23 protein-coding genes are annotated in these 19,813 nt (G+C 68.9%); 8 read left to right on the plus strand and 15 right to left on the minus strand.

Annotated features, from left to right (window positions below):
• Positions 1-49: 49 nt before the first annotated feature.
• Positions 50-1,603, plus strand: coding sequence for a succinic semialdehyde dehydrogenase (locus tag Q5696_RS00610; RefSeq protein ID WP_305093320.1), 1,554 nt, complete (start codon positions 50-52; stop codon positions 1,601-1,603).
• A 50-nt stretch (positions 1,604-1,653) separates the two neighbouring features.
• On the opposite strand, the gene Q5696_RS00615 is transcribed toward Q5696_RS00610, so the two are convergent.
• The 6 genes from Q5696_RS00615 to mrf all read right to left on the minus strand — a co-directional run bounded on the left by Q5696_RS00615 (position 1,654) and on the right by mrf (position 6,565).
• Positions 1,654-2,628: an ABC transporter substrate-binding protein gene (locus Q5696_RS00615; protein WP_305093321.1), complete on the minus strand. Its 975-nt coding sequence runs from the start codon at positions 2,626-2,628 to the stop codon at positions 1,654-1,656.
• Positions 2,625-3,413, minus strand: coding sequence for an ABC transporter ATP-binding protein (locus Q5696_RS00620; protein ID WP_305093322.1), 789 nt, complete (start codon positions 3,411-3,413; stop codon positions 2,625-2,627). The genes Q5696_RS00615 and Q5696_RS00620 overlap by 4 nt, the downstream gene beginning before the upstream one ends.
• Positions 3,410-4,504 carry a FecCD family ABC transporter permease gene (locus Q5696_RS00625; RefSeq protein ID WP_305093323.1) on the minus strand — a complete coding sequence of 365 codons (1,095 nt, stop codon included), beginning with the start codon at positions 4,502-4,504 and terminating at the stop codon, positions 3,410-3,412. Before Q5696_RS00625 ends, Q5696_RS00620 begins: the two co-directional genes overlap by 4 nt.
• A gap of 334 nt (positions 4,505-4,838) precedes the next feature.
• Positions 4,839-5,012, minus strand: coding sequence for a 50S ribosomal protein L32 (rpmF, locus tag Q5696_RS00630; RefSeq protein WP_305093324.1), 174 nt, complete (start codon positions 5,010-5,012; stop codon positions 4,839-4,841).
• Between the two features lie 51 nt (positions 5,013-5,063).
• Positions 5,064-5,315 carry a type B 50S ribosomal protein L31 gene (locus Q5696_RS00635; RefSeq protein WP_305093325.1) on the minus strand — a complete coding sequence of 84 codons (252 nt, stop codon included), beginning with the start codon at positions 5,313-5,315 and terminating at the stop codon, positions 5,064-5,066.
• Positions 5,312-6,565, minus strand: a complete 1,254-nt coding sequence (gene mrf, locus Q5696_RS00640) for a ribosome hibernation factor-recruiting GTPase MRF (RefSeq protein ID WP_370654839.1) — start codon at positions 6,563-6,565, stop codon at positions 5,312-5,314. Before mrf ends, Q5696_RS00635 begins: the two co-directional genes overlap by 4 nt.
• A 112-nt stretch (positions 6,566-6,677) precedes the next feature.
• On the opposite strand from mrf, the gene rpmB reads away from it, so the two are divergent.
• The 6 genes from rpmB to Q5696_RS00670 all read left to right on the plus strand — a co-directional run bounded on the left by rpmB (position 6,678) and on the right by Q5696_RS00670 (position 10,731).
• Complete coding sequence (gene rpmB, locus Q5696_RS00645; protein WP_305093326.1) at positions 6,678-6,914, plus strand: 50S ribosomal protein L28; 237 nt, start codon at positions 6,678-6,680, stop codon at positions 6,912-6,914.
• Positions 6,914-7,078, plus strand: a complete 165-nt coding sequence (gene rpmG / locus Q5696_RS00650; protein ID WP_305093327.1) for a 50S ribosomal protein L33 — start codon at positions 6,914-6,916, stop codon at positions 7,076-7,078. The genes rpmB and rpmG overlap by 1 nt, the downstream gene beginning before the upstream one ends.
• A 2-nt stretch (positions 7,079-7,080) precedes the next feature.
• Complete coding sequence (rpsN, locus tag Q5696_RS00655) at positions 7,081-7,386, plus strand: 30S ribosomal protein S14 (RefSeq protein ID WP_305093328.1); 306 nt, start codon at positions 7,081-7,083, stop codon at positions 7,384-7,386.
• Between the two features lie 20 nt (positions 7,387-7,406).
• The gene (rpsR, locus tag Q5696_RS00660) at positions 7,407-7,673 is read left to right on the plus strand and encodes a 30S ribosomal protein S18 (RefSeq protein WP_305093329.1); all 267 of its coding nucleotides are present in this window, start codon (positions 7,407-7,409) and stop codon (positions 7,671-7,673) included.
• Between the two features lie 102 nt (positions 7,674-7,775).
• Positions 7,776-8,909, plus strand: coding sequence for a GTP-binding protein (locus Q5696_RS00665; RefSeq protein ID WP_305093330.1), 1,134 nt, complete (start codon positions 7,776-7,778; stop codon positions 8,907-8,909).
• A 187-nt stretch (positions 8,910-9,096) separates the two neighbouring features.
• A complete protein-coding gene (locus Q5696_RS00670) occupies positions 9,097-10,731 on the plus strand; it encodes a DHA2 family efflux MFS transporter permease subunit (protein WP_305093331.1) in 1,635 nt (544 codons plus the stop codon).
• Here Q5696_RS00670 and Q5696_RS00675 read toward each other — a convergent pair.
• From Q5696_RS00675 to mmsB, 4 genes are all read right to left on the minus strand, one after another.
• On the minus strand, positions 10,728-11,183 hold the full coding sequence (locus Q5696_RS00675; RefSeq protein ID WP_305095409.1) for an SPW repeat protein: 456 nt from the start codon (positions 11,181-11,183) through the stop codon (positions 10,728-10,730). The two genes, Q5696_RS00670 and Q5696_RS00675, sit on opposite strands and share 4 nt — an antisense overlap.
• Positions 11,184-11,333: 150 nt before the next feature.
• The gene (mmsA, locus tag Q5696_RS00680) at positions 11,334-12,809 is read right to left on the minus strand and encodes a CoA-acylating methylmalonate-semialdehyde dehydrogenase (RefSeq protein ID WP_305093332.1); all 1,476 of its coding nucleotides are present in this window, start codon (positions 12,807-12,809) and stop codon (positions 11,334-11,336) included.
• A gap of 43 nt (positions 12,810-12,852) precedes the next feature.
• Positions 12,853-14,235 carry an MFS transporter gene (locus Q5696_RS00685; RefSeq protein ID WP_305093333.1) on the minus strand — a complete coding sequence of 461 codons (1,383 nt, stop codon included), beginning with the start codon at positions 14,233-14,235 and terminating at the stop codon, positions 12,853-12,855.
• The gene (gene mmsB / locus Q5696_RS00690) at positions 14,232-15,203 is read right to left on the minus strand and encodes a 3-hydroxyisobutyrate dehydrogenase (protein ID WP_305093334.1); all 972 of its coding nucleotides are present in this window, start codon (positions 15,201-15,203) and stop codon (positions 14,232-14,234) included. Before mmsB ends, Q5696_RS00685 begins: the two co-directional genes overlap by 4 nt.
• An 89-nt stretch (positions 15,204-15,292) precedes the next feature.
• Here mmsB and Q5696_RS00695 point away from each other — a divergent pair, with 89 nt between their 5' ends.
• Positions 15,293-16,189, plus strand: coding sequence for a LysR family transcriptional regulator (locus Q5696_RS00695; RefSeq protein ID WP_305093335.1), 897 nt, complete (start codon positions 15,293-15,295; stop codon positions 16,187-16,189).
• A gap of 21 nt (positions 16,190-16,210) precedes the next feature.
• Here Q5696_RS00695 and Q5696_RS00700 read toward each other — a convergent pair whose 3' ends face one another.
• The 5 genes from Q5696_RS00700 to Q5696_RS00720 all read right to left on the minus strand — a co-directional run bounded on the left by Q5696_RS00700 (position 16,211) and on the right by Q5696_RS00720 (position 19,806).
• Entirely contained in the window at positions 16,211-17,068 is an 858-nt protein-coding gene (locus tag Q5696_RS00700; RefSeq protein WP_305093336.1) for an SDR family NAD(P)-dependent oxidoreductase, read from the minus strand.
• Between the two features lie 61 nt (positions 17,069-17,129).
• Positions 17,130-18,065, minus strand: coding sequence for a CopD family protein (locus Q5696_RS00705; RefSeq protein ID WP_305093337.1), 936 nt, complete (start codon positions 18,063-18,065; stop codon positions 17,130-17,132).
• Between the two features lie 17 nt (positions 18,066-18,082).
• Complete coding sequence (locus Q5696_RS00710; protein WP_305093338.1) at positions 18,083-18,625, minus strand: copper resistance CopC family protein; 543 nt, start codon at positions 18,623-18,625, stop codon at positions 18,083-18,085.
• Positions 18,622-19,248 carry a YcnI family copper-binding membrane protein gene (locus Q5696_RS00715; protein WP_305093339.1) on the minus strand — a complete coding sequence of 209 codons (627 nt, stop codon included), beginning with the start codon at positions 19,246-19,248 and terminating at the stop codon, positions 18,622-18,624. The genes Q5696_RS00710 and Q5696_RS00715 overlap by 4 nt, the downstream gene beginning before the upstream one ends.
• A gap of 33 nt (positions 19,249-19,281) precedes the next feature.
• Positions 19,282-19,806, minus strand: coding sequence for a hypothetical protein (locus Q5696_RS00720; protein WP_305093340.1), 525 nt, complete (start codon positions 19,804-19,806; stop codon positions 19,282-19,284).
• Between the last annotated feature and the right edge of the window lie 7 nt (positions 19,807-19,813).

Genomic DNA, 19,813 nt, shown 5'->3' on the forward strand with positions numbered 1-19,813 from the left:
GGGTAGGTTGGGGACAATTCGAAATCTACTCACCAGTAGGGGTCCGATCATGCCTGCTCCGTCCGCGGCGACCTTCGCCCGCCTCGCTGCCCTCATCGCCGTCCCGGACGCCGCGGACCGGCCCACCCGGCCGGTCGTCGAAGCGTTCACGGGGCGGGAACTCGCCACCGTCCCCGTCTGCACCGAGGCGGACGCGCTCGGCGCGATCGAGCGGGCTCGCGCGGCGCAGCAGGCCTGGGCGCAGCGCACCCCCGCGGAGCGGGCCGAGGTCTTCCTCCGATACCGCGACCTCGTCCTCGAGCACAAGGATGCGCTCATGGACATGGCGCAGGCCGAGACCGGCAAGTCGAGGGCGTCCGCGCAGGAGGAGGTCCTCGACATCGCGATGACGTCCCGCTACTACGCGCGACTGGCCCCGAAGCTGCTGCGGCCCAGTCGGGTCCAGGGCATGTTGCCGGGCCTGACGAAGACCGTCGTCCGGCACCACCCCAAGGGTGTCGTCGGGGTGATCTCGCCGTGGAACTACCCGATGACCCTCGCGGTGTCCGACGCGATCGCCGCCCTGCTCGCCGGCAACGCCGTCGTCATCAAACCGGACAGCCAGACCCCGTACTGTGCGCTCGCGTGCGCGGAACTGCTGTACCAGGCGGGGCTGCCGCGGGCCCTGTTCGCGGTCGTCCCCGGCCCCGGCTCGGTGGTGGGCACCGCGCTGGTCGAGAACACCGACTACCTGATGTTCACCGGCTCCACCGCCACCGGCCGGCTGCTGGCCGAGCAGGCCGGCCGCCGCCTCATCGGCTTCTCCGCCGAACTGGGCGGCAAGAACCCGATGATCGTCACGAAGGGCGCGGACCTGCGGAAGGTCACCGACGCCGCGGTGCGTGCGTGCTTCTCGAACTCCGGACAGCTGTGCATCTCCGTCGAACGCATCTACGTCGAGGAGGAGATCGCCCCCGAGTTCATCCGACTGTTCGGGGAACGGGTGCGGAACATGACCGTCGCACCCGGCTACGAGTTCGGGATCGAGATGGGATCGCTGGTCTCCGAGGCGCAGGTCAAGACCGTGTCCGGGCACATCGACGACGCTGTCGGCAAGGGTGCCACCGTCGTCGCCGGCGGCAAGGCCCGCCCCGACCTCGGTCCGCTGTTCTTCGAGCCGACGGTGCTGACGGGCGTCACCGCGGACATGGAGTGCTACGCCGACGAGACGTTCGGTCCGCTCGTGTCGATCTACCCGGTCGCCGACGTCGAGGAAGCGATCGCCCGCGCCAACGACACCGAGTACGGACTCAACGCGAGCGTGTGGGCCGGTAGCCACGCCGAGGGCGAGGCCATCGCCGCCCGTGTCCTGGCCGGCACCGTCAACGTCGACGAGGGCTACGGCCCGACCTGGGGCAGCACCGCCGCACCGATGGGCGGCATGGGCGTCTCGGGTGTCGGCCGCCGGCACGGGGCCGAGGGTCTGCTCAAGTACACCGAGGCGCAGACTGTCGCGACGACGCGCATCGTGAATCTCGGTGGGCCACGGTGGCTTCCGGCCAAGGTGTGGGCCAAGCTGATGCCCCCGTTCATCAAGGCGATGAAGTACCTGCCCGGGCGTTGACCCGCCCGCCGTCGGGCGAACCGCACGTCGACCGGTCCCACCGGCCGAGTTCAGGCCAGGCCGTGGGCCACGGTTTCGACAGCGTCGATGTTCCCGAGGGTTCCCGGGAACATGTTCGATGCCGGTACTGCGATGAGCCGGTTGGTGTGTACCGCGGTCATCGTCGGGAATGTCGTGCGTAGGTAGTCGATCGTCGCGTCGCGGTGGGCGGCGTCGGACACCGCGAAGACGAGGGCATCCGGGTTTCGTCGGGCCAGTTCCTCCGGGCTGATGGTGGCGGTGAAGAACGAGCCGAACATCTTCTCGTCCGGAGAGAAGACGTTGCGCCCGCCTGCCCGCGCGATGATGTCCGATTCGACACCGGCGCCGATCACCGACAGGCTCGATCCTTCGACGTAGACCTGGGCCACGGATCGGACCGGGCCCGAACCGATGCCCGCGTCGACGGCGTCGAGGCGACGTTGTCCCTGGGTGACGAGTTCGGTGGCGCGGTCGGCGCGGTCGAAGACGGCGCCGAGGGCGGTCAGATCGGTGAAGAGGTCGTCGACCGTCGCCGTGGTGCGCCGGTCGCTGCACCCCCCGGTCGCGATGAACGCGGTGGCCCCGGCCTGCCGCAACTGGTCGATGCTCGCGAACCCCTGCTGGGCGGTGAACTCGTACTCGGTGGGTGCGAAGACGAAGTCCGGTGCAGCGTCGAGCAGCACCTCACGAACGGGGGGCGCGTCGGTACTCAGAACCGGGACATCGCCGAGTCGGGTGACGACGTCGTCGGGCAGGTCCGACAGCCCGGTTTGTGCCTGACCCACCAGTCGATCTGCCACCCCGAGTTCGACGAGCAGCTCGGTCTGCGAGGGACTCAGCCCGATCGCACGTATCGGGACCGTGTCGAACTCGAGGGTGCGACCGCAGTTCTCGATACTGATGACGTTCGGTGATGCCGCGGTGTCGTCGTGTACAGGGGTGCCGCACCCGGTTGTGGCGAGGGTGAGGGCGACGATGCCGGCTGCGGTGAGCGTGGTCTTCACTGGAGTGCGGGTTCCTTTCGATGAATACCGGCGACGAGGAGATGCGTGCGGCCGGTGGTGGGGTGCACCGCGAATGCGGCGTCGATGCCGAAGACGTCCCGTAGGAGAGGTTCGGTGAGTACGTCGGTCGGTTTCCCGTGCGCGCGGAGCGTTCCGTGCGCGAGTACCGCGACCCGGTCGCAGTACTGCACGGCGAGGTCGAGGTCGTGAGTGGCGACTACCGTCGTGACGTCGAGCGAGTCGACAGCCTCCATCACCGCGATCCGTTGCGCAACGTCGAGGTGGTTGGTGGGTTCGTCCAGCACCAGTACCGGGGCCTGCTGGGCGAGTGCCCGCGCAAGCAGCACCCGCTGCTTCTGTCCACCGGACAGCGTGGTGAACGTGCGGGTCACCCAGTCCGAGGCGCCGACGCGGTCGATCGCCGCCGCTGCGATGTCGATGTCACGGCGGGTGTCCGCGCCGGATCCGCCCGTATGGGGTGTGCGCCCGAGCAGCACCATGTCGAGCACCGTCAGGTCGAACTCGCCAGGATTGTCCTGCGTCATCGCCGCTACCGATCTGGCGGCTTCGCGCGCCGGAAGTCGGTGAAGGTCTCTCTCTCCCACCATGATTCGACCTCGTTCCGGTGTGGCGGCGCGGTAGACCGTGCGAAGCAGGGACGATTTCCCACTCCCGTTCGGGCCGACGAGACCGAGCACTGTTCCGGGCTCGACAACGAGATTGACGTCCTGTATCACGGTGTGGTCGCCCCGGCGGATCGTGACGTGGTCGAATGCCAGCCTCATCGCGCGCCTGCCGCTCCGCCGGTGTCGCCCCGATGCAAGAGCCACAGGAAGAACGGGGCGCCGACGGCGGCGGTCACGATGCCGATCGGTACCTCCGTCGGTGCCGAGACGGTCCGGGCGAGCAGATCGGCGGTGGCGAGGAACACCGCGCCGCCGGCCACGCATGCGGGCACCATACGTCGGTGATCGGATCCGGTGACCGTCCGTGCGATGTGTGGCACGACCAGGCCGACGAAACCGATTCCCCCACAGACGGCGACGACGGAGCCGGTGAGCAGGGCCGAGGAGACGAGGGCTTCGACCCGTAGTCGTCGGATGTCGACGCCCATCGAAATGGCCTGATCGTCGCCGGCGAGCAGGGCGTTGAGGGCGCGGACGCGACACCGGGCCCAGAGGGCGACCACGGCCACGGCGAGGGCGGGCAGAACCAGATGTGCGGGTGTCGCCGCCGACACCGAGCCCAGCAGGAAGAACATGACGCCGAACACGTTCTGCGCATCGGTGGAGATCGTGAGGTAGCTGGTCACGGCGCTGAACAGCGAACCCAGTGCCACCCCCGACAGGATCAACCGAGTGGGGACGATCCGGCCGTGCCGGCGTGCGAACAGGTAGACCGCGACCGTCGCGACCACGGCACCGAGGAAGGCTGCGGTACCGATGGTCGGTGCCGCGGCGCCGGCACCGAGCACGATCACCCCCACGGCGCCGAGACCCGCGCCGGCCGAGACCCCCAGGATGTACGGTTCGGCGAGCGGGTTGTGCACGATCGCCTGAACGATGGTGCCGGCGAGCGCGAGCCCGGCCCCCGCCAGTGCGGCCAGGAGCGTGCGGGGCAGCCGGAACTGCCACACGACCTGGTCCTGGAGCGGGGTGTAGCTGCCGTCACTCATCCACGGCATCCCCGGAACCAGATGGCCGACGACGATTTTCAGCGCGTCGACAGGGCCGACGTGGACGGTGCCGGTGGACAGCGAGACGAGCACGACCAGCACGAGCGTGGCGGTGAGCACAGCCGTGAGCCAGGAGGCTCGACGCCGCGCGTGCCGAGCGGCCTTCACGGCCGTCGCCGTTGTGTGAACTGTCGTGGTCATCGCTGGTCTCCTGGTTCGTCGTGCACGGGTGGAACCTGCCCTCGCCGGTGTGATGTCCGGTCGGGGAAAATCCCTGAAGAAGCTGCAGGGGAGGATCTTCGGTCCACATCAGGTTCGAGGTATCCGAGGTGGGGTTCCCGCTCACGCGGACGGCATCGCCCCGGAACTCCTCGGGATACGGCTCCGGTGCAGGGAGAGTCCTTCCGGCAGTGTCTTCCGTCGCCGCAGATCGAGACGGCAGCTCTCCGTGTGGCAGCCCCCGTGGTCGCCGCCGTCCACTTCGGGAACGACGGCGATCCACGGTGCCGGCCGAAGTCGCTACCGGCCCGTCTCCTCAGCGACCGGTGGGGTCGAACACCGCGAGTTGCACGGCGCGAACCAGGCGCCTCGGAACCCGATGGGTCACGCCGTCGACGGTCACCGAAACCAGTTCCGGGGCAGTCGCTTTCCACTGGGAACGGCGGCTGCGGGTGTTCGAGCGGGATGTCCTGCGCTTGGGTACTGCCATTGTTCTTCTGCTCCTCGAGTTCTGGTGGTCCGGGGTGTCGGCGGTCCTGGGTCAGCGCTGTCGTTTACCGAAGCGGCGTTCGAACTTCTCCACTCGGCCCGCGGTGTCCACCACTCGGGCCGCGCCGGTCCAGAACGGGTGCGATTCGCAGGTCACGTCGACCACGACCAGGGGGTAGTTGTTTCCGTCCTCCCAGTCGATGGTCTGGGTGCTGGTCATGGTGGATCGGGTGAGGAAGGTGGATCCGGTGCTCAGGTCCTGGAACACGACCGGGTGGTAGTCGGGGTGGATTCCGGGTTTCATGCGGTGTCCTCTCGATTGATCTCGCTGAACTGTGATGCGGTGTCTTCGTTGTCGCACGGGTCCTCGTGCCACTGACCGAACGGGTCCGACCACGACGGCCACTCGTCCTCGCGGTCGAGTTCCTCGTCGGTGACCAGCGCCCATTGCAGGGCACGTTCGATGTCGGTGGGATCGGCGGCGTGGGCGAGCACCACCAGTGAGGTGTCGCGGTCGCCGAATCGGTCGTCCCAGCGCAACGCGGCCATGGCTCGACGCTCGACCGGAACGGTTTCCTGCTGCTCGGGGCTCATCGCCGCGAGCCAGCGGCCGGCTTCGGCCACCCGCAGCCCGCCACCTGCCGACTCGAGCCACAGCACGTGTTCCGGCGAGGTGGCCGACCACACCCGTCCGCGGGCGGTGACGACGCCGTCGAGGAGCACATCGATCGCCTCGTGCAGTCGCTGCGGGTGGAAGGGGCGGTTTGCCGTGAACTCGACGAGGGTGACACCGCAGTCCGCGGGCAGTGGCGGTTGCCCGCGCAGCAACGGGGAGTGCGCGTCGGTGATCGCGCCGCGCCGGGCTGTTGCCGGCACTCTCGCCAGCAACCGCTCGGCGTCGACCCCGGCGGCGTCGGCCACCCAGTCGATCGGGACACCGGGTGCGAGCCGGACCAGCGCGGCATGCAGCTTGGCTTGCTGCCAACCGTCTTCGGCGCGTCCCGAGACCAGCAGTGCGTCCGCGTAGTCGACCTGCCCGACGACGACCTGCGCGACGGTCCGTTCGTCGTCGTCGGCGATGACAGCTCGATCCGTCAGGGTGTCGTCGCCGGTCGCGTCGTCCAGCCAGGTGTCGGCGTCGATGCACGTGATCACGGCCTCGATTCGTACGTCCCGGGCCGCCGGCCCGTCGATCTGCCCGATCACCCCGGTGACCTCGACATGCTGGACGGCCCAGCACAGCGCCTCGGGTTCGAGGGCGCGGTCCAGGTGCAGCACGATGCGCCGCACCCAGCTGTGTGTGTGCAGTCGGCGCAGCAGCGGCAGGAGGTCCTCGCGCAACGTGCACGAGACGCAGCCGTGCGCGAGCTCGAGGATGCTCACCCGCGGTATGCCGTCGGCGCCGGTGACCGTTCGGTGCACCACGCCCTCGCTCAGACGGCTCGAGTCGTGATGCACCAGCACCGTGCCCTCGCCCAGCAGGGACCGCGCGGCGGCGTCGGTGGCACTCGACCACCCCGCGACCAGTACGAGCGGCGTCCGTTGATCACTCACGACCAGACCCTTTCGACAACGATTGTCATTAAGCCTCGGTGACGCTACAGTCCGAACCGGCCTTTGTCGAAAATGATTGTCATTCCAATATGGGTGACGCAGGAGGGACGCCATGTCTGCGCACTGCCAGGTGACCGGGCGCAAGCCGGGGTTCGGTAAGTCCGTGTCGCACTCACACAGACGCACCAGCCGGCGATGGGACCCGAACATCCAGAAGAAGTCCTACTACCTGCCCAGCGAAGGGCGGCGCATCACGCTGACCGTCTCCGCGAAGGGCATCAAGACCATCGACCGGGACGGCATCGAGGCCGTGGTCGCGAAGATTCGCGCGGCAGGAGGAAAAGTCTGATGGCACGCAACGAGATCCGTCCGATCGTCAAGCTCGCGTCCACCGCGGGCACCGGGTACACCTACGTGACCCGCAAGAATCGCCGCAACGACCCCGACCGCCTGGTGCTCCGCAAGTACGACCCGGTCGTCCGCAAGCACGTCGATTTCCGGGAAGAGCGCTAGAGATGGCCAAGAAGTCCAAGATCGCCAAGAACGAGCAGCGGAAAGCCGTCGTCGCTCGATACGCCTCCCGGAGAGCCGAACTGAAGGAGGCCATCCGCTCGCCCGCGACCTCCCCCGAGGATCGTGCAACTGCCCGAGCAGAACTGCAGCGTCAGCCACGCGACGCCAGTCCGGTACGGATCCGAAACCGTGATGCCGCGGACGGACGCCCGCGTGGGCACCTACGGAAGTTCGGACTGTCCCGCGTGCGCGTTCGAGAGATGGCCCACCGCGGGGAACTGCCCGGTGTCCGCAAGTCCAGCTGGTAAACCGAGCCCGAAAGGCACCCATGGCAGACAAGAGAGCCCCGTCGAAAAAGCCTCGCCGCGTTGAAGAAACGGGACGCAAGCCCAAGAAGAACCCGCTCCTCGCGGCGGAGGTCACCGACGTCGACTACAAGGACGTCAACCTGCTCCGCACCTTCATCTCCGACCGCGGCAAGATCCGCAGCCGCCGTGTCACCGGCCTGACCCCACAGCAGCAACGTCGGGTCGCGATCGCAGTGAGGAACGCCCGCGAGATGGCGCTGCTGCCGTTCACCGGCACGAGTCGGTAGACAGCAGAACCCGAGAAGGCCGCGCACCTCCCGAGAGCTGCGCGGTCTTCCGCCGCTCCGGGCGGATTGCACACCCACACCCCAACGAAAGTCGTACTCACGATGACCTCGACGAAGCTGCCCGTCACCGTTCTGTCCGGATTCCTCGGCGCCGGCAAGACCACCCTGCTCAACCACGTACTGGCCAACCGAGACGGCCTCCGAGTCGCGGTGATCGTCAACGACATGAGCGAGGTGAACATCGACGCAGCCCTCGTCGAAGGCCGAGGCCACCTCGACCGCACCGAGGAAAAGCTCGTCGAGCTCACCAACGGATGCATCTGCTGCACGCTGCGCGAAGACCTGATCGAGGCGGTCGCCGACCTCGCCCGTGCCGGGCGTTTCGACCACCTCGTCATCGAATCCACCGGAATCTCCGAACCGATGCCGGTGGCCGCCACGTTCGACTGGGAGTTCGAGGACGGATTCAGCCTCGGCAGTGTCGCCGTTCTGGACACCATGGTGACCGTGGTCGACGCGTCGACCTTCCTCGGTGAACTGGCCGAGGGACAGCGACTCCACGACCGCGACCTCGAGGCCGGAGAGGGCGACGAACGTTACATCTCCGACCTACTGGTCGATCAGGTCGAATTCGCAGATGTCCTCCTGCTCAACAAGATCGACCTGGTCAGCCGACAGACGGTCGGCGCCGTCGAGGCCACGCTGCGGCGACTCAACCCCACGGCCGAGCTGATCCGGACCAGTCGGGGCATCGTCGAATTGTCCGAGGTGCTCGGCACCGGGCTGTACGACCCCCAGGTAGCTGCGAATGCACCCGGCTGGGCGGAGGAACTCGCGGGCGGGCACACCCCGGAGACAGAGGAGTACGGCATCCGCAGCGTCACCTACCGGTCGGACCGGCCCTTTCACCCTGCCCGGCTCGAATCGGCACTGACCGAACTGAAGGGACTGCTGCGCAGCAAAGGCTTCTGCTGGATCGCCAGCCGGCCCGAGACAGTCGCCATCTGGTCACAGGCTGGGCCGAACCTGGTGATCGAACCAGCACAGCTGTGGATCTCGACGGAGGAAACGCCCGGACAAGAGATCGTGTTCATCGGAGTCGATATCGATGCCGACAGGCTCGAGCACACCCTCGACCGTGCGCTGCTCACCGACGCAGAACTGGCGGCAGGAACGCGCGCCTGGAGGCTCTACGAAGACCCGCTTCCTGCCTGGGCACCCGTGCATCAGCACTGACCACGGCCCCCGGCGAGGAACTCGCTGTACGTGTTCCGGTCGACCGTTCGCCGGCGCGGTCTCGGAGAATCGTCCGAAAGTTGGACATGTCCGGGTCTCCGGGAGATTCACGCGACGAAGTGCCTCGGCTCTGGTGGAATCAGGGTCACGTCGGTACGTGACGCACCACCCGAAGAAAGGTGCACCAATGACTGTGGAATCGTCCGAGAACGAACTGCGGGTGAGTCGCCGGGAATGGTTCGGGCTCGGCGTCCTCGCCGCCGGTCTGTCGCTCATCGTCATCGACGGCACCATCGTCAACGTCTCGCTGCCGGTGATCATCGACGAGCTGGGACTGGATCTCACCGATGCTCAGTGGATCAACAGCATCTACGCGGTGGTGTTCGCCGCGCTGCTGCTCACGGCGGGCCGACTGGGCGACCGATTGGGCCGGCGGGCGCTGTTCATTGCCGGTGTCGGGGTCTTCCTCGTCGGCAGCATCATGGCGGCCGCGTCGGAGAGTTCGACGGCATTGATCGTGGCCCGCGTCGTCCAGGGCGTCGGCGGTGCGCTGGTGCTGCCGTGCACGCTCTCGACCGTCAATGCGACCTTCCGGGGCCGGGACCGGGCGATCGCGTTCGGCGTGTGGGGCGCAGTGATCTCCGGCATGGCCGCGGTCGGGCCGCTGCTCGGTGGCTGGCTCACGACATCGTTCACGTGGCCGTGGATCTTCCTCGTCAACGTTCCGATCGGCATCATCGTCATCATCGGTGCAGTCCTCACCGTCCCCGAGACGCGAGCGAAGATCACGGTGCCCGGACTCGACGTGGTGGGTCTACTGCTGAGCGCAATCGGCTTCGGCGCGTTGATCTTCGGGCTCATCGAGGGCCAGAGCCTGGGCTGGTGGAAGCCGATCGCCGACCTGAACGTGTTCGGCTTGACCTGGCCGGCGACCGCCCCGATCTCGGCGACACCTGTCGTCGCCGCAGTCGGAGTCGTCGCGCTGGCCGGGTTCGTGGTGTGGGAGCGGCACCGGGCCAGGATCGGGTACTCGGCCATCCTCGACCTCGAGCTGTTCCGGTTCCGCACCTTCAGTTGGGGCAACTGCACCGCGATGGCCGTCGCGATCGGCGAGTTCGGTCTGCTCCTGGTGCTGCCGCTGTTCCTCGTCAACGCGTACGGGCTGAGCACCCTCGGCGCCGGGTCCGTGCTCGCTGTGATGGCGCTCGGTGCCTTCGCTTCCGGTGCTGCCGCCCGCCACGTCACCGCCCGCTTCGGCGCCCCGCGCACCGTGATGATCGGTCTGGCACTCGAGGTGATCGGCGTCCTCGCGTTCGCGCTGTACCTGCGGCCGTCGTCCGACACCTGGCTGATGGCGCTGCTCCTGGCGATCTACGGCCTCGGCCTGGGACTGGCGTCGGCGCAGCTCACCGGGACGGTTCTGGTCGACATCCCGACGTCCGAGTCGGGCCAGGGGTCGGCGACGCAGAGCACCGTCCGCCAGCTCGGGTCGGCTCTCGGCACGGCGATCCTCGGCACCGTGCTCTCGCTCGGGCTCGCGCACAGTCTCACCGACCGGCTCGAGCCGGTCGCGCTGCCGCCGCAGGTGGAGACCCGACTCGTCGACAGCACCCGAGACTCGGCGGGCGGCACCATCCCGGCGATCCGCGAGCAGGGCGATCACGGGCGCCTCGGACCGACCGGCCCGGCCACCGCCGACGCCTTGTCGGACGGATTCGCCGACGCGACCCGCTGGTCCCTGTTCGTCGCCGCAGGCTTCCTGGCCGTGGGCTTGCTCGGGGCGACGCAACTGCAACCGCGGCGCCGGGCGGAGGCGTCCTAACGCGTCGGACGGCGGTGCCGGTTCTCCTCCCAGCGGGCCATACCGAGGCTCATCGTGCCGGCGCCGAGCACGAGCGCGACGATGCCGACCGCGATGTTGGACCAGAGCACGCGTGCGGTGGTGTCGACGCCGGAGACCAGCCACGGCGATGCGATCAGCCAGATACCCAGCAGCGGGGCGACGAACGCGATGCCGTGGGTGCGGCCGTACGTGGTGGCATGGCCGACGGCGAGCAGGCTGATCGCGAGTCCGGCGAACACGTTGCACATCGTCAGTGCGGTCTGCCCGCTGAATCCGACGATCCACGGTGACGCTGCCGCGTACAGGCCGGCGAGCACCATCAAGCCTTCGGCGAGCTGCGGGACCGGGCCTTCCCCGAACTCGTCGTAGCGGGCGCGTAGTTCGGCGATGTCGGGGTGGGTTTCCAGGGATCGGTCCGGAGTAACGGACATACCTGATGAAGTCGACATGACGGATCATCTCCTCGGCCAAGTGCGACATCTGTGTACTTCGAGGTTAGGCCCGCGAACGGTCTCCGTACAGAGTCGACCGGGCGGCACCGCTGTCGGTGCCGCCCGGTCGAGTGTTCGTTCGGCGGAACGTCAGTTGGGACGGAACCCGAAATCGGTTCCGGAGACACTGTCCCACCGCGACGTGACGTACTTGGGTCGCGTGTAGAAGCTCCAGGACGCGTTGTTCAGGCCGGTGTCACCGAACGCAGAGTCCTTCCAGCCCTGCACCGCGTACGCGGCCACCGGAACCGGGATCGCGACGTTGACGCCGATCATGCCGGCCGACGCGCGGCGCTCGAACTCGTTGGCGGCGGCCCCGTCCCGCGTGAAGATCGACGCGCCGTTGCCGTAGCGGTGGCGGCGGATCAACTCGATGCCGTCGTCGAGGGTGTCGACGCGCAGCACCACGAGGATCGGACCGAACAGTTCCTCCCGGTAGGCGGGGGAGGACGTGTCGACGTCGGCGAGGATCGTCGGACCGACGAAGTAGCCGCTCTCGAAACCGGGCACGTCCTCGGTGCTGCGGTCGACGACGGCACGGGCGCCGGCCGCGATCGCATCCTTGACGGTGGACCGGATGCGTTCCTGCGACTGCCGGTTGACCACCGGCCCCACCTCGGTGCCCGGCGTGACGCCGGCGCCGAGCTGCACCTGTTCGGCGCGCACCTTCAGCTTCTCGAGCAGCGGCTCGGCGTCGTCACCGACGACGACCGCGACCGAGATCGCCATGCAGCGCTGACCGGCCGCACCGAAGCACGACGACGTGATCTGGTCGGCGACGACGTCCGGGTCGGCGTCCGGCATGACGATCATGTGGTTCTTGGCGCCCCCGAACGCCTGGACCCGCTTGCCGGCCGCAGCGGCCCGCGAGTACACGGCGTGCGCGACGGTGCTGGAGCCGACGAACGCGACGGCCTCGGTGTCCGGGGAGTCGATCAACCGTTCGGCGCAGTCCTGACGGCCGTGGATCACGTTGAGGACACCGTCCGGCAGCCCGGCCTCCCGGAACAGCTCCGCGATCCGCACGCACACGCCGGGGTCCTGCTCGCTGGGCTTCCACACGAACGTGTTGCCCGACGCCAACGCGACGGACACCATCATCATGCCCATCATCGCGGGGAAGTTGAACGGGGTGATGCCGACGCACACGCCGAGCGGGTGCAGCACCGACTTGGTGTCGATGTTGGGTCCGGTCTGCAGCGAGGTACTACCGTGTGCGAGAGCCGGTCCACCACAGGCGAGTTCGACGGAGTCGGCGGCCCTGGAGATCTCACCGGCGGCATCGTCGAGGGTCTTGCCGTGCTCCTCGGTGATGAGGGCGGCGAGTTCGGACCGGTTGGCCAGCAGCAGCTCCCGGAAGCGGTAGAGCACCTGGGCGCGCTTGGACATCGGCGTCGCCGACCAGCCGTCGAACGCGGCGACGGCCGCGGCGATCGCGGCGTCCACGGTGGCGGCGTCGGCCATCGGAACGGTGGCGACCGGACGGTCGGTGGCGGGGTCGAGCACGTCGATCGTGTCGCTGCCGGTGACCGCGGCTCCGTCGATCCAATGGGAAATCGTACGCATGAGTGAACCTTTCAGTATCGGAAGGGAAGTCGGGTCCCCGATGTCACAGGGAGGTGCCGAAGCGGGTGCGGTGTTCGTCGTCGAGGGTCGCCAGCGCCAGGCCCTTCGTCTCCCGCATGAACAGGACGGCGACGATCGAGATCAGGCCGGCGACTGCGACATAGATCGCGATCGGCACCCAGGAGTCGAAGGTGCGCAGCAGCAGCGTGGCGATCACCGGTGCCAGTGACCCGGCGAAGATCGCCGTGACCTGCGCGCCGAGCGAGACGCCGATATAGCGCATGTGCGTGGGGAACATCTCGGACAGCAGCGCCGGCTGCGGCGCATACATGATCGCGTGGATGATCAGGCCGATCGTGATGGCGCACAGGATCAGGGCGTCGGATCGGCTGTCCATCAACGGGAACGCGACGAAGCAGTAGACCGTGCCGAGTGCGGCACCGACGAGGTAGACGGGGCGACGGCCGACCTTGTCGGACATCCACCCGAACACCAGGATCATGCCGGCGTGCACGACGTGCGAGATCAGCATGAGCAGCAGGATCGTCGACGTGTCGATACCCAACTGCACCTTCAGGTACGTCAGCGAGAACGTGACCACCATGTAGTAGAGGATGTTCTCGATGACGCGGGCGCCCATCGCGGTCAGCACCTCGCGGGGTCGGGCCCGGAACACACGCAGGATGGCCTGCCACGTGTTCTCCGCTTGCGGCTGTTCCTGTTTCGCCTCCGCGAAGATCGGGGAGTCCTCGACCTTGGTGCGGATGAACCAGCCGATCAGCACGATGAAGGCGGAGAAGAAGAACGCAAGTCGCCAGCCCCACGACAGGAACGCGGCCTCGGGCAGCGCAAACGACAGCACCAGCAGCACGATCGTGGCCAGGACGTTGCCGAGGGGTGCACCCACCTGCGGGAAGCTCGCCCAGAAGCCGCGTTTGTCGTCGGGGCTCTGCTCGGCGACCAGCAGCACCGCGCCGCCCCATTCGCCGCCGATCGCGATGCCCTGCAGGAACCGCAGCAGCACCAGGATGATCGGGGCCGCATACCCGATCGTCGCGAAGCTCGGGATGGTGCCGATGAGGAACGTCGACACCCCGATCATCAGCAGCGAGACCTGCAGCAGCTTCTTGCGGCCGAACTTGTCGCCGAAGTGCCCGAAGACGATGCCGCCGATCGGACGGGCCACGAAACCGATCGCATACGTGAGCAGGGCGGCGATCACGCCGTCGAGGGGGTTACCGGTCGAGTGGAAGAACACGTCACCGAAAACGAGCGCGGCCGCCATGCCGTACAGGAAGAACTCGTACCATTCGGCGACCGTACCGGCCATCGAGGCGGCGACGATGCGACGGAAACCGGCCGGTGTTCCGCTCTGCCGCTCCGGGCGGGGTGCGGACGGTACCGGGTCGGTGAGCTGCGCGGTCACCGGAGCTCCTCGGATTCCGTCCCGGTCACCGTGCCGTCGACGAGACGGACCAGTGCGGAGAAGTCGAGAAGTCCGAAACCGTTGTCGGCCAGTACATCCAGTCGCCTGGCCACCTCGGTGGTGGCGGCGGCGTCGACGCCGTGTGCGGCGGCCGCGTCGAGGGCGAGCCCGAGATCCTTGCGCATCAGCGTGACGGCGAAACCGCCCGCGAAGTCCCGGCTCGACGGCGCCGACTCGACCGCGCCGCCGATCGGGTAGTACCGGCGCAGCGCCCAGCTGTCACCGGTGGACACGCCGGCGATGTCGATGACGGTCTTCGCCGAGACGCCCAGCCGCTCCGCGAGGACCGCCGCCTCGCACGTGCTCTGCATGTTCATCGCGAGCATCATGTTGTTGAGCATCTTGGCGCTCTGGCCGGCCCCGGTCTCCCCGGCGTGGAAGATGCGTTCCCCCATCGCGTCGAGCAGTGGACGGACCGCGTCGAGATCGACGTCCGTGCCGCCCACCATGAACGTCAGCGTCCCGTTCTGCGCACCAGCGGTGCCGCCGGAGACCGGGGCGTCGAGGAAGCGTCGGCCGGACCCGGTGACGACCGTCGACAGTGCGACGGCGTCGGCGGTACCGATCGTGGAGCAGTCGACCACCACCGCGCCCGGTGCGGTGGCGGCGAGCGCACCCGACTCGAGCAGTGCGGTGCGGACGTGTTCGCCCTTGGGCAGCATCGTGATCAGCACGTCGGCGCCGGTCGCGGCCTCCACCGTGGACTCGGCGGTCGGAACACCCTGTGCCGCTGCGGCTCGCCGGGTGTCGGGGGAGAGGTCGAATGCGGTGACCTCGAAATCTGCACCGCGGCCTGCGCTGTGCAGATTTGCGGCCATCGGCAACCCCATGTTGCCCAGGCCGATCCAACCGATCTTCATGCTGGTGCCCTTCCGTCCGGTGCCGAGCTGTGGATCTGCCGCGGCCATGACGACAAGAGTGACCTGGATTACAGTCTGGGGAAAGCCCTGTTTCGACACATGAGCTGTGCAGAACCGCACAGAGAGAGGGGGTGGCGGTGCGCGCCGACGATCTGGTGGTGCTGCTGGAGATCGCCCGCTGCGGGTCGCTGGTCGGTGCCGCGTCCGCACTCGGCCTCAACCATGCGACGGTGTCCCGGCGGATGTCGGCGCTCGAGGCGGAACTACGCGCCCCCGTCCTGGTGCGCGGCGTGCAGGGGTGTGAGCTGACCGACCTGGGGCACCGGCTGCTGGCGTCGTGCGAGCAGATCGAGTCCGCGCTCACCGACGTCCGGGACCTGGTGAGCACCACTCCACGGGAGCGGCAGCTGTCCGGGCTGGTGCGGATCGCGACCACCGAGGCGTTCGGATCCTGTTTCGTCGCACCGCTGCTCGCAGATCTGCACCGCATCAACTCGGATCTGACGGTGGAGATCGTGACACAGACCCGGCTCAGCGCGTTCGGTGCCGGAGCGGACATCGAGATCGGGGTGGGTGAACCGGTGTCGGGGCGTCCCGGCGCGGAGAAGCTGACCGACTACCGGATGGGCCTGTACGCGTCCGACGACTACCGGGCCGAGCGCGGCCTGCCCACCACGATCGACGAACTGGCCGAGCACTCCCTCGTCTACTACATCGAAAGCCTGCTGCGGGTCGAGGACCTCGACGTTCTCACCGAACTCACCGGCAACCATCGGGTGACGTTCGGGTCGACGAGTGTGCAGGCGCAGACCGCGGCGACCCTCGCCGGCGCCGGAATCGGTCTGCTGCCCGCGTTCGTCGCCGAGCGGGAGCCGACACTCCGGCGGGTGCTGCCGTCGGCTGTGAACGTCACCCTCGAATTCAGTGCCTGCCTCGGCCCCAGACGCCTGCGCCGGCCCGCCGCCGCGACCGTCCTGCAGGCGATCCGGGAAATGGTCGCCGAACGGCAGAACGAACTCATGCCGCAGTGGTGAGAGGCGCCGTGGCGATCGGCGTCAGATGCCGGACGCGAACAGACGGTGTCGGCGGATGTCGGCGCGCTCGACGTCGACGGCGTCGAGGAGCCGGGTGAGCCGGCCGGCGAGTGGCCCGACCCGGCGTGGGCGGCGGGCGATCGCGTCGCACAGCACGTGCCCGCCCTGCTCGGCGGTGAGGGCGGCGACGGTGCGGTACTTCTCGTTGGGGGTGATCATCGCGGTCCGTACCAGCGGCATGTACACGGACGTGAATGTGACGTTCTCGTCGAGGGTTTCGGCCTGGAACGACGTGCACACCTCGTCGAGTGCGGCTTTCGACGCCACGTAGGCGGCGTAGCCGGGGCCGCCGAACAGATTGGCCGCGGACAGCACGTTGACCACGTGGCCGTCGCGACGCTCCCGCATCCCCGGCAGCACCGCGAGCATGAGTCGCACGGCCGCAACATAGTTGAGGGTCATGGTGCGTTCGAAGTCGTGGGTGCGGTCGTACGACCGGTCGAGGGTGCGGCGGATGGACCGGCCCGCATTGTTGACGAGCACGTCGACGCCGGCGTGCTCGTCGAGGACCCGTCGGATCATCGTCTCCGACGCGTCCGCGTCGTTCAGGTCGCACGGGTACGCGAACGCCCGCCCACCACGGGCGGTGATCTCCTCGGCGACCGCACCCAGCTCGGGCTCGCGGCGGGCGACGAGCAGCACCGTCGCCCCGGCCGCACCCAGCTCGATCGCCGCGGCCCGCCCGATCCCCGACGACGCCCCCGTGATCAGCACCCGCCTACCCGACACCACCTCACGCAACGGGCGTCCGCGACGCGGAAACGGGCCGCGCGAATCGAGAGCATGCCTGACCTGGAACCACCAGCTCGTCGAGTCCATGAGGGTCGAGGATAGGGGGATCGGACGGTGGGGCACAGGGTTTCGGTCGTACCGCCGCCCCTCACCCCGTCGTCGCGAGTCCTGCCGCGAGTCCGAATGCGAGTGCCATGGCGGCGGTTTCACCGACGGCGCGGCGCAGGGAGGCGTCGGCGCTCATCCGGTGGGTGGATGCGGGGGTGACCCAGGTGCGGCGCAGCCACCACGCGGCCGCGAGCAGCGCCGCGAGTGCCACGATCTTCGCGAGCACGACCCGCCCGTAACCGGTGGTGACGAGGGGCGCGATGCTGCCGAGCCGGATCGCCGCGTTGGCGACGCCGGTCGCGGCGAGAACCACGACGCACCGCCACGCGATCGTCGAATAGCGGGGCAGCAGATTCGCCCATGTGCCCCGCCCCCGGGCGGTCAGGGCGAGTGCGATCAGCATCCCGAACCAGGTGGCCGCCGCCAGCACGTGCGCGGCGTCGAACAGCGATCCGAGGATCTGCTGCGACATGTGCCCGCTGACCGGGCGGGCGATCAACGCCAGCCCCGACACCGCCAGCACCGGCGCGGCCGGCCACGACAGTGCGCGTCGAAACGCCACCGCCGCAAGCACTGCCACGAGCGTCGTGCATCCGATCGTGGCCGCACCGATCCGTCCGGTGTCCACGATCGTCACGAAATCGACGACCGTGCCCGGCGGCACCGCCCACGGGGAGCGTCCGACCATGTCGGCGGCCTCGAACACCACCAGCGCGATCTCGGCCACCGTCCACGCGCCCGCGACGGCCGCTGTGGTCCGCCATACCGGGCCGGCGTCGAGGGCGGGCCGGCGTTCGTCGCGCAGCAGCCACAACCAGCCGGCCAGACCGAACACCGTCGCCCCGCAGCCCAGCGCGAGGGCCCGCACGGCGGCCGACGGGGAAGGATCGGCCAGCAGCCACGCCACGCCGACCCCGAGAAACGCCGTGAGGACGGCGGACACCAGCCCTGTACGACCGATGCCCACCGTCCTCACGAGTGACGCCCGATCCGTCAGCTGCGCGGCTTGCGTAGCGCGAACCACAGGCCGCCCGCGAACACCACGACACCGACGCCGACGAACACCCAGATCAGCATGCTGCTGTCGGACTCGTCGTCGGAGCTGCTGTCCGACGACTGGCCGCCCGCCTTCGCGCCCGGTGTGCCGGTGCCCTCCTGCGTGAGCGTGAACGTGCGGGTGCCGCTGACGGGGTGGCCGTCGGCGGAGGTGACACGGAACGCGATCGTGTACTCGCCGACCGGGCCGAGACCCTCGAGCGGCACGCTGATCGAATCGCCCGCGACCGTCGGATCACCCTTCGACCACAGGTTGCCGTCCGGGCCGACGACGGTCAGCGACGCGAACTTGTCCTGCAGTGTCTCGTTGAACTGCAGACTCACCCGGTCGGGGGCGGTCGCGATCTCGGTACCGTTCTCGGGGCTGCTGCCGATCACCGCGGAATGCGCGGCTGCCGTTCCGACGCCGAGCATCGTGGCGAGCATCGCCACGAAACCGATCACGACGACGCGCAGGCCGGTGAGAGTGTGTCTGGTCATGAGCGTCGGCTCCTCATCGTTGCGCCCAGGCCCAGTGCGGCGCCCAGTGCACCGAGCACCAGGCCGATGCCGCCGAGCCAGCGGGCAGTGGTGTCGGTGGACTCGGAAGTTGCGGTGGCTGCGTCCGTACTGGCGGCAAGCGTCAGCGACGGGGCCGGCTTGTCCGGTTCGGCGCCGTCCGGTCCGGGCTGCTGATTCCACTGCACGACGGTGCCGTCGCTGTAGGTCTGGGTGGCGGGGAACTCCACCTGCTCCTGCTCGGGCAGCGGCCCGGCGGACAGCACGAACTGCTGGAACTGGCCGGGGCCGACGCTCACGCCGGGATCGGCGGTCCACGTCACCGCCGTCGCGGTCTTCGACGCCTCGTCCTCGACGACGGTCGACGTCCAGCCCGGGATCGGTTCGGTGCGGGCCGACGCCAGATTCGGCAACTGCACCGTCACCGCCGTCGTGCCGGCGGTGTCGGATTCGGTGGGGACCCGGAACGTGAGGACGGAGTAGCCGCCCTGCTCGGCGCCGGGAGCGGCGACCGATACGTGCGCCGAGGCCACACCGGCGGCCAGCAGCATCACGCCACCGGCCGCGCCGGCGGTGGCCAGGACGCGGGAAATCGTTGTCTTCATATGTCTTCCTGTACGGAGATACGGAACGCGAGGTCAGACGACCTGCGGCGGTCCGCGCCGCGACCAGCCGGCCGCGAGGACGGGAAGACGGATCGGATGTGGATCCCAGGGGATCAGGACCTGCGACGGCGTCGGTGGAGCGGGTGTCGGCGGCGCGAACACCGCCCGCAGGACCCGGGTGATCGGCCCGTGCAGGCGTTCCGCGGTGGAGATCAGGAGCGCACAGGCCAGTGCGGCCACGGCGTGCGCGGCGACCATGAGGTACGCGGGCACACCGTCGTGGACGTGGGCGCCGGATGCGACCGTCAACGCGAGGTGCCCGGCCGCCTGCCCGCTCGCGAGCGCCGCGAGCAACGCCCACCGGCTCCGGGTGAACACCGGTGCTCCACCGGTCAGAGCCCCGACCGCGACCGCGACGGCCAGCAGCAGTGTCAGTCCCGTCTCGTCGGGCCACCCGCCGCCACCGGCGCCGTGCGCGGCGACGGCCAGAGTCGCGACCGTCGCCCCGGCCGCGCCACCGCGGAGCGCGGCGGTCGGGGCGGGACGACGGGCAGGCACGGCAGGG

The sequence above is a fragment of the Prescottella sp. R16 genome (genome assembly GCF_030656875.1).
In the GTDB taxonomy this organism is placed as follows: domain Bacteria; phylum Actinomycetota; class Actinomycetes; order Mycobacteriales; family Mycobacteriaceae; genus Prescottella.